Source organism: Devosia sp. Root635 (assembly GCF_001427605.1).
In the GTDB taxonomy this organism is placed as follows: domain Bacteria; phylum Pseudomonadota; class Alphaproteobacteria; order Rhizobiales; family Devosiaceae; genus Devosia.
This window is the reverse complement of the sequence record NZ_LMGZ01000024.1, coordinates 107,736-120,885: the sequence shown is the minus strand read 5'-3', so window position 1 is coordinate 120,885 and position 13,150 is coordinate 107,736. Positions and strand designations below refer to the sequence as shown.

Below are 13,150 nucleotides of genomic sequence, written 5' to 3'. Positions count from 1 at the left end.
CCATCCGGTCACGCCGGCTCGTATTTCAGGTACAGCGTCGAGAGCGGCGGCAGATAGACCTCCGCTTCCGCCGGCCAGTGCCTGCCCTCGACGGCATAGGCGTCGACCGCGCCCTGGTTTCCGGTATTGGATCCGGAATACCACCCCGCATCCGTATTGATGCGTTCCACCCATTTGCCGGCCAGCGGCATAGGGATTTTGTAGCCGCTGCGCGGAACCGGCGTGAAATTGGATACCACCAGGATCGGATCGCTCCCCGGCGCCTTGCGCAGCCAGGCAAACACCGAATTGGCGTGATCGTTGCCGATCACCCATTCAAATCCGTCCGGCTCGCAGTCGCGCTCGTGCAAGGCCGGCAATTGCCTATAGGCCAGGTTGAGGTCGGCGATCAGCCGCCGCACACCCTCATGCATGCCCGCATCGAGCAGGTACCAGTCGAGCGACTTGCCCTCGGCCCATTCATCGCGCTGCGCGAATTCCTGGCCCATGAACAGCAGCTTCTTGCCCGGGAAGCCCCACATGAACGCGTAGTAGGCGCGCAGGTTGGCAAACTGCTGCCAGTCGTCGCCCGGCATCTTTTCCAGCAGCGAGCCTTTGCCATGCACCACCTCGTCGTGGCTCAGCGGCAGCACGAAATTCTCGCTGAAGGCATAGACCGTGGCGAAGGTCATGTCGTTGTGGTGGAACTTGCGATGCACCGGCTCGCGGCTCATGAAACGCAGCGTGTCGTTCATGAAGCCCATGTTCCATTTGAACCCGAAGCCCAGCCCGCCCGTATAGGCCGGATGGCTGACGCCGGGCCAGGATGTGGATTCCTCGGCGATCATGAACGTGCCAGGGTGCAGCCGATAGGCTTCCGAATTCACCCTGCGCAGGAACTCCACCGCCTCGAGATTCTGGTTGCCGCCGAATTTGTTGGGCACCCACTGCCCCTGCTGGCGCGAGTAATCGAGATAGAGCATCGAGGCCACCGCATCCACGCGCAGCCCGTCGATATGGAATTTCTCCAGCCAGTAGAGCGCATTGTTGACGAGGAAGCTCACCACCTCGCGCCGGCCGAAATTGTAGATCGCCGTGTTCCAGTCAGGGTGGTAGCCCTGCCGCGGATCGGCATGTTCATAGAGTGCCGTGCCGTCGAAATTGGCCAGGCCATGCGCGTCGGTCGGGAAATGCGCCGGAACCCAGTCGAGGATAATCCCCAGCCCCGCCTCATGCGCCGCGTTGACGAAACGGGCAAACGCCGCCGGATCGCCATGCCGGGAGGTCGGCGCATACATGCCCGTCGGCTGGTAGCCCCAGCTCGGGTCGAACGGATGCTCGCTGATCGGCAATAGCTCGATATGGGTATAACCCATGTCCGCCGCATAGGGCACCAACTGCTCGGCAAGCTGGTCATAGGTCAGGAAGCCGCCATCCGGCCGCCGCCGCCAGCTCCCCAGATGCACCTCGTAGATCGAGATCGGCGTGCGCCGCCAGTCGCGCGTGGCGCGCTCCTCGACATATTTGCCGTCGGTCCAGGTGAATTCGGTCGGGTCGGGCACGATCGAGGCCGTGCGCGGCCGCAGTTCGGATTGCCGGGCGAACGGATCGGCCTTGAGCGGCTGCACCACCCCATCGGGCCCGACGATTTCGTATTTGTACAGCGTCCCCGTCCCCAGCACCGGGATGAACACTTCCCAGATGCCGGTCTCCAGGCGATTGCGCATCGGGTTGCGCCGCCCGTCCCATTCGTTGAACGGCCCGACCACGCTCACGCGCTGCGCATTGGGCGCCCACACCGCAAAATGGGTGCCGTGGATGCCCTCGAATTCCATCTCGTGGGCGCCGAGCTTGTCGAACAGCCGCAGGTGGTTGCCCTCGCCGATATAGTAGTCGTCCATCGGCCCCAGCACCGGCCCGAAGCAGTAGGGGTCGTACACATCCCATTCCCCGCCGGCATTCTTGGCGCGATAGCGGATGGGCTGGCGCTTGCCGATGGCGATCTTGCCCTCGAAGAAGCCGGCGGCATGGCGCGGGATCAGGTGGCCGAGCGCCACCCCATCCAGCGCATAGGCCGATACCAGTTCCGCATGCGGGATGAAGGCCCGCAGCACCCATTGCCCGCCAACCTCATGCAGGCCCAGGAATGCAAAGGGATTGGGGTGGCGCCCGCTGATGATCGCCTCCACTTCCCGCGCATCGGCTTGCCAGTCTTCTTTGCTCACAGGCACGCTCCCCCGGTCTCGTTCGCCGCTTGCCGCCCGCTGTCCACCATCATGCCTGCGCCACCGGCACGTCCCAGATATCCTGGGCATATTGCCTTATCGTCCGGTCTGACGAGAAGAAGCCGACATGGGCAGTGTTGCGGATCGCCATGGCGTTCCAGCGCCTCTTGTCCCGCCACATCGCATTCACTTCCGCCTGCGCCTCGGCATAGGCATCGAAGTCCCGCGCCACCATGAACCAGTCATGGTCATAGAGCCCGCCGATCAGGTCGCGATAGCGGTGCGGGTCGTCCGGCGAAAACACGCCCGACGCGATCGATTCCAGCGCCTCCTTGAGCCGGGGCGAAGCATCAATCGCGCCGCGCGGCACGTCGCCCTTGGCGCGCTTGTCGTTCACCTCTTGGGTGGTCAGCCCAAAGATGACGATGTTGTCCGGCCCCACTTCCTTGTGCATCTCGACATTGGCACCGTCCATCGTGCCGATGGTGATGGCGCCATTGGCCATGAACTTCATGTTGCCGGTGCCCGAGGCCTCCATCCCGGCCGTCGAGATTTGCTCGGACAGATCTGCGGCGGGGACGATTACTTCGGCCAGGCTGACATTGTAGTTCGGCAGGAACACCACCTTGAGCAGGCCGCGCACAGCCGGGTCATTGTTGATGACCTTGGCCACATCGTTGATCAGCTTGATGATGAGCTTGGCATTCCAGTAGCCCGGCGCTGCCTTGCCGGCGAAAATCTTGACGCGCGGCACCCAGTCCCGTTCCGGGTGGGTGCGGATATCGTCATACAGCGCCACCGCCTGGATGATGTTGAGCAACTGTCGCTTATATTCGTGGATGCGCTTGATCTGCACGTCGAACATGGCGTCGGGCGAAACCACGATGCCCAGCCGATCCTTGATCAGCCGCGCCAGCTTCTGCTTGTTGGCCTGCTTCACCGCAGCGAACTGCCCCTGGAATCCGGGATCGTCCGCATGCGCGTCGAGCCCCCGCAACAGATCGATATTGTCGAGGAATTCCGGCCCGATCCGATCGCTGATCAGCTTGGTCAGTTCGGGATTGCACTGCATCAGCCAGCGCCGTGGCGTAATTCCGTTGGTCTTGTTGTTGATGCGCTCGGGATAGAGCTTGTGCAGGTCCGAAAACACCGTCTGCTTCATCAGTTCGGTATGCAGCGCCGAGACCCCATTGATCGAATGCGAGCCCACAAAGGCCAGTTGCCCCATGCGCACGCGCCGGTTGCCCGCTTCGTCGATCAGCGAAACATTGGCGATCTGCGCATCATTGAACTTGGCGCGGGTCCGCGCGTCGGCCAGCACATCGGCATTGATCTGGTAGATGATCTGCATATGCCGCGGCAACAGCCGCTCCAGCAGCGCCACCGGCCAGCTTTCCAGCGCCTCGGGCAGCAGCGTGTGGTTGGTATAGCCGAACGTGCCCTTGGTCAGCATCCAGGCATCGGCCCATTTGATGCCGTTGTCATCCACCAGGATGCGCATCAGTTCGGCTATGGAAATTGCCGGATGGGTGTCGTTGAGCTGGATCGCCACCTTGTCGGGCAGCGAGCCCAGGTCACCATATTGCTGCAGATGTCGCCGCACGATGTCCTGCAGCGAAGCCGAGGAGAAGAAGAATTCCTGCCGCAGCCTTAATTCCTGCCCGGCCGCCGTCGAATCGGCCGGGTAGAGCACGCGGGTAATCGCTTCCGCCCGCGAACTCTCTTCCAGCGCGCCGATATGGTCGCCCGAATTGAACTTGTCGAGCAGGATGGGGTCGATCGGCTGCGCGCTCCACAGCCGCAGCGTATTCACCCGCGCCCCGCGCCAGCCCACGATCGGCGTGTCATAGGCCACTGCCAGCACATGGTCATTGGGCCGCCATTCCTGCCGCTCGCTCCCGTCGGGATCGGTGACCTTCTCGACATGCCCGCCAAAGCCGATCTCATAGGCGCTTTCGCGCCGCTCGAATTCCCACGGATTGCCGTGCGCCAGCCATTCCTCGGGCAGTTCCACCTGCCAGCCCTCGCTCATTTCCTGGCGGAACAGGCCATGCACATAGCGGATGCCATAGCCATAGGCCGGAATTTTCACCGTCGACATGGATTCGAGGAAACACGCCGCCAGCCGTCCCAACCCGCCATTGCCTAGAGCCGCGTCGGGCTCGAGGTTGATCAGGTCGCCCAGGTCGACATTGAGATTCTTCAGCGCGTCGCGCACCGGCTCCATGAGCCCCACATTGCTCATCGCATCGCGCATCAGCCGGCCGATCAGGAATTCGAGGCTGAGATAGTAGACCCGCTTGCGCGATGTCCGCCACGTCTCGCGCGACGACTCCATCCAGCGATCCATCACCCGGTCGCGCACCGCCAGGATCGTCGCCSCCAGCCAGTCATGTGGCCGCGCGACAATCGGATCCTTGCCAATCGAATAGATCAGTCTTTCGAGAATTTCGGCCTGGATGGCCTCAACGGTCTTGGCACGGGGCTCCGGCGTAGGGGCGTCGTAAACGATCGGCTGTTGCGGCATATCGCAATCCAGGTTTCATGACGATGTATTCCCCTCTGTCAGACTTTAGTCTTGCACTTAATTTGTGCAGGCGGAAGCCCCCACGCAAAACACCTGGATCAGACGGGTTGTTTCGGTTGCGTGCTCTTGGCCACGGCGTCTTCTGCCGCTTCTTCTGCCACGGTAACACCGCCCTCGCGCGCCTGCTCCTGCGCATTGCTGAGCAGCAGGCGCCCCAAGCCCCGCCAGTCCTCGCCCGCCAGTTGCAGCTCGAACCGCTGGCGGTCGCGCTCGCGCACGCCCTCCACGATTTCCGCCGCCTCCTCCTCGCCGGCACCCAGCATCCTGATTGCCTCACCCCCGAATGAAAGCGCCGACTCGAATGTCTCGCGCACCTGGTATTCCACCCCGGCCGTGACCAATTCGATTGCATGACCACGATCGAAGGCCCGCGCCATCACCCGCACCAGTGGAAACTCGTCGCGCACCAATTCGGCGATACGCGTCGTCTGCTCCTTCCGGTCGGTGCAGATCAGGATGAGGTCGGCGGTGTTGGCACCTGCCGCATGCAGAATGTCGAGCCGTGTGCCATCGCCATAATAGACCTTGAAGCCGATCTGCGCCGCCGCCCGTATCATCTCGGTGTCATTGTCGATGATCGAAACCGAATGCCGCATGGCCAGCAGGGGCTGGCTGGCAATCTGCCCGAAGCGGCCGAAGCCGATGATGAGGATGCGCCCGGACAGGCCATCGGCCGCCTCCACGCCCTCCATCGACTGCTCCGCCGCCTTGGGCATCACGAAGCGCAGCCCGATGATGAAGAACGGCGTCAGCACCATCGAGACGATGACCGTCGCCGTGAAGATCGCATTGGTTGGCCCGTCGATGATCCCCGCCGAAACCGCCGTCGTATAGAGCACGAAGGCAAACTCGCCGCCCTGCCCCATCAGCACCGCCCGCTCCAGCGCCACGGCATGGCTCGCCTTGAGCAGCCGGGCGATGACGTAGATACCGGCCGCCTTGACCCCCATATAGGCCACCACGCTGACAGCGATGATCTGCCAGTTGTCCCCGACAATGCCGAGATCGAGCGACATGCCCACGGCCAGGAAGAACAGCCCCAGCAGAATGCCGCGGAACGGCTCGACATCGGCTTCCAGCTGGTGCCGGAAGGTCGAGGTCGACAGCAATACCCCGGCCAGGAACGCACCCATGGCCATGGACAACCCGCTCGCCTGGAACAGCAATGCGGCGCCGAAAATCACCAGCAGCGCGGCCGCCGTCATCACTTCGCGTAGCTTGCTGGAGGCCAGCAGCGCAAAGAACGGGTTCATGATGCGCTGGCCGATAAAGATCAGCAGCAGCACCGCGCCGATCGGCGCCGCGATGCTCAACAGCCGCGTGACCATGTCGACCTCTCCGCCGCCGCCCGGCGCCAGGATAGCCACGATGGCCAGCAATGGTACGATGGCCAGGTCCTCCAGCAGCAGGATCGACACCATGCGCTGTCCGCTATCGGTCGCCAGTTCCCCGCGTTCCCCCAGGATTTGCATGACGATGGCCGTCGAGGTCATGACGAACCCCATACCAAAGATGAACGCTACCACCGGCGCAAAGCCCAGCAGCACCCCCACCCCGGTCAGCAGCGCACCACAACCAGCCACCTGGATAACGCCCAGCCCGAAGATTTGCTTGCGCAGCGCCCAGAGCTTGGACGGCTCCATTTCGAGCCCGATGATGAAGAGGAACATCACCACGCCCAGTTCGGCCGTGGTCAATATCGATTCCGGATCGCGGATCAGCCCGATCCCCGATGGCCCCAGCAGCAGCCCTGCCGCCAGGTAACCCAGCACCGAACCCAGCCCGATCCGCTTGAACAATGGTACAGCAATGACCGCCGCGCCCAGCAGCGCCACCACCGGAATGAGGTCTACGCCATGCGCCGCGGCTTCCGCCGCATGTCCAACAACCTCACTCGCCACCGCAGACTCCACACTTGGTCAGGAGCGGAGTTTTTCTGCCCCGCGCTATCGCGTCAAGCTTAACCGTCGCATGGCTGATTTTACCGCGCCGGCTCCGCGCCGCTCGGCGCCGTGCCTTCAGGCGGCTGCAAGCGTTCTTCCTTGCGCTTCTCCGCCGGCTCCTGCTCCAGTTCGGCTTGTTCGCGAATGGCCCTGGCCGTATTGGCCAGCAATTCTTCGCGGTCGCTCATCCGCGCCGTACGGCGCACCGGCCGGCTCGGCACCAGCGGCTTGCTTGGCAGCATATGCGCCAGCACCGATGTCGCGATCAGCAGCGTCGGCACCGCCACCAATCCACCCACCGGGCCCCAGGCCCATAGCCAGAAGGTGATGGAGAGGAAAATCAGGAACGGATTGAGCGTCATCGTCCGCCCGATGAAATGCGGCGTCACGATCTGCCCTTCGACGAAGTTGATGCCGACATAGCAGGCCACCGGCAGCAGGATCCCCGTCAGATCGGTCTGCGTTCCCAGTCCCACGGCCAGCAGCACCAGCACCATCACGCCCTGCCCGACATAGGGGATATAGTTGAGCACGGCCGCCATCGCCCCCCACAGGATCGGCGAAGGCATGCCGATGGCCCACATGGCCAGCGAAACCGCGCAGCCCACGCAGAAATTGATGAAGGTGATCGACAGCAGGAACCGGCTGACCTTCTGCTCCACATCGCGGAACACATGCGCCGTCCGCCAGCGCATCCGCCGGCTGACGCAGAGCGACAGCACCGAGATACGGATATGGTCGCGCGTCGCCACGAAGAAATAGAGGCTGGCGAGGAAGATCAGCATCTGCGCCAGAATGGCCGGGGCCAACATGGCCACGCTGATCATCTGCCCGCCATCCTCCACCGTCACCGCCATGGCGCTGTCGCTGCCCAATATGGACGAAATCTGCTCCTGGAAGGCACTGACCGATTGCAGCGGCCCCTGCAGGCTCGCCAATTGCTGCTGCAGCTTGTCCCAGATCATCGGCGCCCGCGCCACCCATTCCGACAGCGGCACCGCAAACAGTGTCACCCCCGCCGCGATGACCCCGATCAGCATCAGCACCACGACGCCCGCCGACAGCGCCGGCGGCACGCCGAACCGTTCGACCCGGTCGGCCACCGGCCCGAACATCAGCCCGATGACGATGGCCAGAGTCACAGGCGCCAGGAACACCTGCCCCACCTGCAGCGCCAACAGCAGGGCGAGAAATCCCACGAACACGATGGCAACGCGCGCGGCATTGCCCGTTACGCGTTCGAACTGGCTTTCGCTCATGTCTTGTGGTGTCGCCGGCCTTGCTGCGCGTGCCATGTCATTTTTCCCGAAACCCCTCGCGGATCGGTAACGTGCCCCCGGCGCAAACGTTCCGTAGCGAGCCCCGCGCAGGGCAGTCGACCGACGCCCCGCCAGTCGCTAGTGTGCCGGCCGGATTCTCCCTCCCGCCAAGGCCCTTTCATGCCCCGCAAGATCATCATCGATACCGACCCCGGCCAGGACGATGCCGTCGCCATATTGCTGGCGCTTGCCTCCCCCGAAGAGCTTGACGTGCTGGGCGTGGTCGCCGTGGCCGGCAATGTCGGCCTGCACCACAATGCCAACAATGCCCGCAAGGTGGTCGAACTGTCCGGCCGCCGCGACATTCCCGTCTATGCCGGCTGCGCCCGCCCCATGCGCCGCCATCTGGTCACCGCCGAACACGTGCATGGCGAAACCGGCCTCGATGGTCCCGACCTGCCCGAGCCCACCATTCCGTTGCAGGCCCAGCACGGCGTCGACTACATCATCGACACCCTGATGGCTTCAGAGCCCGGCACCATCACGTTCTGCACCCTCGGCCCGCTGACCAATGTCGCCATGGCGCTGATCAAGCAGCCCGCCATTGCCGAGCGCATCGCCGAGATCGTCATGATGGGCGGCGCCTATTTCGAGGTCGGTAACATCACCCCGGCGGCCGAATTCAACATCTATGTCGATCCCGAAGCCGCCGATGTCGTGCTGCGCAGCGGCGCGCCCATCACCATGCTGCCGCTCGACGTGACCCACCAGATCCAGTCCACCCCCGAACGCCTCGCCGCCATCGTCGGGCTGGGCAACAAGGCCGGCAAGGCCGTCTACGACATGCTGACCTTCTCGGAGGGCTTCGATCTCAAGAAATACGGCTGGTCCGGCGCGCCTTTGCACGACCCCACCGTCATCGCCTGGCTCCTCCGCCCCGACCTGTTCGAGGGCCGCCACTGCAACGTCACTATCGAAACCGCCAGCGAACTCACCCTGGGCATGACCGTCACCGATTACTGGCACGTCACCGGCAAGGTGCGGAACGTCAATTTCCTGCGCAACGGCAATGCCGAAGGCTTCTACCAACTCCTGACCGAGCGGCTGGCGCGACTGCCTTAGCACCGTCGCGCCACCCCACCGGACCACCCGCCCCTTTGTGGGGAGGGAGACGACTGCCAACGCATTGGCAAATGACCGTAAGCGGCATAATCTCCGCCTCCCAACAGGACCTGCCCCCATGGACCTCTTCACCCTCGCCGCCTTCACCATCGCCTATGCCATCGCCGTACTGGTCCCCGGCCCCGGCGTCGCGGCCGTGGTCGCCCGTGCCTTGGGCGGCGGCTTCAAGGGTGCCCTGCCCATGGTGCTGGGCATTCTCGCGGGCGATCTGGTCTATTTCGTCTTCGCCGTTTTCGGCCTTGCTGCCATCGCCACCTGGTTCGGCCCGATCTTCGTCATCGTCCGCTGGGCCGGCGCCGCCTACCTGCTCTATGTCGCCTATAAATTCTGGACCGCCCGCCCCGGCTCCGAGCAGATGAAGCCGAAAAACGAAGACCGCTGGAAAACCTTCCTGGCCGGTTTCTCGCTGACCATGGGCAATCCCAAGACCATCGTCTTCTACCTGGCCATCCTGCCCACCGTGATCCCGCTCGACCAGATGAACCCCGTCGCCTTCGCCGAACTGACCGCCATCGTGGTGGTCGTCCTGTTGATCATCGGCTGCGGCTATGCCTGGCTGGCTTCGGCCGCCCGCGAAATGTTCAAGAGCCCCCGCGCCCTCGGCCGCCTCAACAAGACCGCCGGCGTCATGATGGCCACCGCCGCCGGCCTCGTCGTCTGGCAGCATTGATCTTTCTTCACCTCTCCCTTCGGAGGGAGAGGTCGGCGCGCAGCGCCGGGTGAGAGGGCATTCCCACCATCTTCGCCGCCGACCAGCCCAGCCTCAGCCGAAAATGGGCCTCACCTCGATTTCGCCCTCCCACCCCGGCCAGTGCTCGGTATGGAGGTTTGCAAACCGCACCGCCCAGTCCATCGCCGCGGCCATATCAGGCACCTCATAGACGGCATAGCCGCCCACCAGTTCCTTGCTCTCGGCAAACGGCCCGTCGGTAACGATCACCCTGCCGCTGCGAATATTGATGAAGGCGCTCTGCTCCTTGCCCATCAGCCCGCCCTGCGTCACCAGTACGCCGGCCGCCTCGGCATCCGCACCCAATTGCCCGATCGCCTGCATCAGCGCCATTGGCGGCGCGCCCGCCCCGGCCTTGGTCGTCTTGACCAGCGTCATGATTTGCATCGTCTTTCTCCTTCTCTCCCAGGCCCATCCGGCCCTGCCTCCGCGACGAAGCACACTGCGCGGATTCGACAGCGGTACAAACCGGCACCAAATTGCGCAATTGATGACCTATAGTACATCATCGCCTATTTTTTGCGCAGTTTGACGCCCGATTGGGCGCCCACTGCCTCCGTGCCTCGCCGGCCCCTCCGGTGAGACGCACCAGTAAACCGCTGCCCCGTAAGCCGAATTCTCCCGCCCATCGCCGTGGCACGCTTCCTGCTTTGTAGGGGCCATCGGTGCCCAATGGCGGGCGCCACACAGGCAAAGCTGCCAACTGACAGACGCTTCGGCTTTCGGGCCGGGCGGGTCGGTTGGCGGCTTTTTTGTTTTCACGGCTGCCCGGCAGCGAAGCGGGAGAAACAGATGACCGAACGTCTCGTCATCATTGGTGCCGGCATGGCCTCGGGCCGCACCCTCGAACATATCTTCGAGGATGCTCCCGGTCGTTTCGACGTCACCCTGTTCGGCGCCGAACCGCGCGGCAATTACAACCGCCTGATGCTCTCCCCGGTCCTGGCAGGCGAAAAGGACTACGAGCAGATCATCACCCACGACACCGCCTGGTATGAAGAGCGCGGCGTCCACACCCGGTTCGGAGAAACCGTCACAGCCATCGACCGCCAGCGCAAGCTGGTCATCTCGAAAAACGGCGAAACGCCCTATGACAAGCTGATCGTCGCCACCGGCTCGGCCCCCTTCATCATTCCCCTGCCCGGCAAGGATCTGCCCGGCGTCATGGCCTTCCGCGACCTCGACGACGTCAACCGCATGGTCGAGGTCTCCCGCCGCCCCGGCTCGAAAGCCGTAGTCATCGGCGGCGGCCTGCTCGGCCTCGAAGCGGCCGCCGCCTTGCGCGCCCGCGGCATGGATGTGGTGGTGCTCCATCTCATGGGCCATGTCATGGAGCGCCAGCTCGATCCAGCCGCCGGCTACCTCTTGCAGCGCGACCTCGAAGCGCGCGGCATCAAGGTTCACTGCAAGGCCCAGACCAAGGCCATTCTCGGCGAGAACAGTGTCGAAGCTGTCGCCCTCGAAGACGGCACCGTCTATGGCGCCGATATCGTAGTCATGGCCGTAGGCATCCGCCCCGAAGTCCGCATCGCCGTGGATGCGGGCCTGCATGTCGAGCGCGGCATCGTCGTCAACGACCAGATGGTCACCTCCGACCCCGATATTCTGGCTTTGGGCGAATGCGTCGAGCATGAGCGCATCGTCTATGGCCTCGTCGCCCCGCTCTATGACCAGGCCAAGGTGCTGGCGAAAACTCTGGCCAAGATCGACGCTGCCTTCCGCCCGGTCCAGACCGCCACCCAGCTCAAGGTCACCGGCGTCTCTGTCTATTCGGCCGGCGATTTCGCCGAGGCCGAAGACCGCAACGAGATCGTGCTGCGCGACGCCACATCAGGGGTCTACAAGCGCCTCGTGCTCAAGCAGGACAGGGTCATCGGCGCCGTGCTCTATGGCGAAACCGGCGACGGCCCGTGGTTCTTCGATATGATCCGCAAGGGCACCGATACCAGCGAAATGCGCGATACCCTGATCTTCGGCCAGGCCTATCAGGGCGGCTCCCCGCTCGATCCCATGGCCGCCGTCGCCGCCCTGCCCGACGATGCCGAGATTTGCGGCTGCAACGGCGTCTGCAAGGGCGCGATCACCGGCGCCATCGCCAGCAAGGGCCTCACCACGCTTGATGGTGTCCGCGCCCACACCAAGGCCTCGGCCTCCTGCGGTTCCTGCACGGGCCTCGTCGAACAGCTTCTCCACGCCACCTTGGGCGACGCCTACAATCCAGCCGCCGTGCAGCCCATCTGCCCCTGCACCGAATATGGCCACGACGATGTCCGCCGCCTCATCATCGCCAAGGGCCTCAAGTCCATCCCCGCCATCATGCAGGAGCTGGAATGGAAAACCTCCTGCGGCTGCGCCAAGTGCCGCCCCGCCCTCAATTATTACCTCGTCGCGGACTGGCCGGGCGAATACGAGGATGACGGCCAGTCCCGCTTCATCAACGAACGCGTCCACGCCAATATCCAGAAGGACGGCACCTATTCCGTCGTCCCCCGGATGTGGGGCGGCATGACCAATCCGAAAGAGCTGCGCGCCATCGCCGATGTGGCCGACAAGTTCGCCATTCCGGCCGTCAAGGTCACCGGCGGCCAGCGCATCGACCTGCTCGGCGTAAAAAAGGAAGACCTCCCCGCCGTCTGGGCCGATCTCAATGCCGCCGGCATGGTCTCGGGCGCCGCCTATGCCAAGGGCCTGCGCACGGTCAAGACCTGCGTCGGCTCTGACTGGTGCCGCTTCGGCACCCAGGATTCCACCGGCCTCGGCATCCGCCTCGAAAAGTTCATGTGGGGCGCCTGGACCCCGGCCAAGGTCAAGCTCGCCGTGTCAGGCTGCCCGCGCAACTGCGCCGAAGCCACCTGCAAGGATATCGGCGTCATCTGCGTCGACTCTGGCTACGACATCCACTTCGCCGGCGCCGCCGGCCTCGACATCAAACCCACCGAACTGCTCTGCCACGCCGATACCGAGGACGAGGCGCTCGAAATCATCGTCGCCCTCACCCAGCTCTACCGCGAGCAGGGCCGCTATCTCGAGCGCATTTACAAATGGGCCAAACGCGTCGGCACCCCGTCCATCCTCGCCAATGTCGTGACCGACAAGGACAAGCGCCGGCACTATTACGAGCGCTTCGTCCATGCCCAGACCTTCGCCCAGATCGATCCTTGGGAAGAACGCGTCAACGGCAAGGACGCCCACGAATTCGCTGCCCTGGCCGAATTCGGCATGCCCGTGGCCGCAGAATAGGGAGA

8 protein-coding genes are annotated in these 13,150 nt (G+C 63.9%); 3 read left to right on the top strand and 5 right to left on the bottom strand.

The features are described from left to right. Positions 1-8: 8 nt before the first annotated feature. From glgB to ASD80_RS18180, 4 genes are all read right to left on the bottom strand, one after another. Positions 9-2,210, bottom strand: coding sequence for a 1,4-alpha-glucan branching protein GlgB (gene glgB, locus ASD80_RS18195; protein ID WP_056236174.1), 2,202 nt, complete (start codon positions 2,208-2,210; stop codon positions 9-11). Between the two features lie 43 nt (positions 2,211-2,253). Then, positions 2,254-4,731, bottom strand: coding sequence for a glycogen/starch/alpha-glucan phosphorylase (locus ASD80_RS18190; protein ID WP_056236173.1), 2,478 nt, complete (start codon positions 4,729-4,731; stop codon positions 2,254-2,256). A 98-nt stretch (positions 4,732-4,829) separates the two neighbouring features. Beyond that, the gene (locus ASD80_RS18185; RefSeq protein ID WP_056236290.1) at positions 4,830-6,692 is read right to left on the bottom strand and encodes a monovalent cation:proton antiporter-2 (CPA2) family protein; all 1,863 of its coding nucleotides are present in this window, start codon (positions 6,690-6,692) and stop codon (positions 4,830-4,832) included. An 80-nt stretch (positions 6,693-6,772) separates the two neighbouring features. Then, positions 6,773-8,029: an AI-2E family transporter gene (locus ASD80_RS18180; protein WP_082555422.1), complete on the bottom strand. Its 1,257-nt coding sequence runs from the start codon at positions 8,027-8,029 to the stop codon at positions 6,773-6,775. 144 nt (positions 8,030-8,173) lie between these two features. Here ASD80_RS18180 and ASD80_RS18175 point away from each other — a divergent pair, with 144 nt between their 5' ends. Together ASD80_RS18175 and ASD80_RS18170 are read left to right on the top strand one after the other, a co-directional pair. Continuing rightward, positions 8,174-9,115, top strand: a complete 942-nt coding sequence (locus ASD80_RS18175; protein WP_056236168.1) for a nucleoside hydrolase — start codon at positions 8,174-8,176, stop codon at positions 9,113-9,115. A 118-nt stretch (positions 9,116-9,233) separates the two neighbouring features. Beyond that, positions 9,234-9,845, top strand: a complete 612-nt coding sequence (locus ASD80_RS18170; RefSeq protein ID WP_056236166.1) for a LysE family translocator — start codon at positions 9,234-9,236, stop codon at positions 9,843-9,845. A 93-nt stretch (positions 9,846-9,938) separates the two neighbouring features. Here ASD80_RS18170 and ASD80_RS18165 read toward each other — a convergent pair whose 3' ends face one another. Next, complete coding sequence (locus ASD80_RS18165; protein WP_056236164.1) at positions 9,939-10,292, bottom strand: YciI family protein; 354 nt, start codon at positions 10,290-10,292, stop codon at positions 9,939-9,941. 405 nt (positions 10,293-10,697) lie between these two features. Between ASD80_RS18165 and nirB the strand changes: the two genes are divergently transcribed. Then, complete coding sequence (gene nirB / locus ASD80_RS18160) at positions 10,698-13,145, top strand: nitrite reductase large subunit NirB (protein ID WP_056236160.1); 2,448 nt, start codon at positions 10,698-10,700, stop codon at positions 13,143-13,145. Positions 13,146-13,150 lie beyond the last annotated feature (5 nt).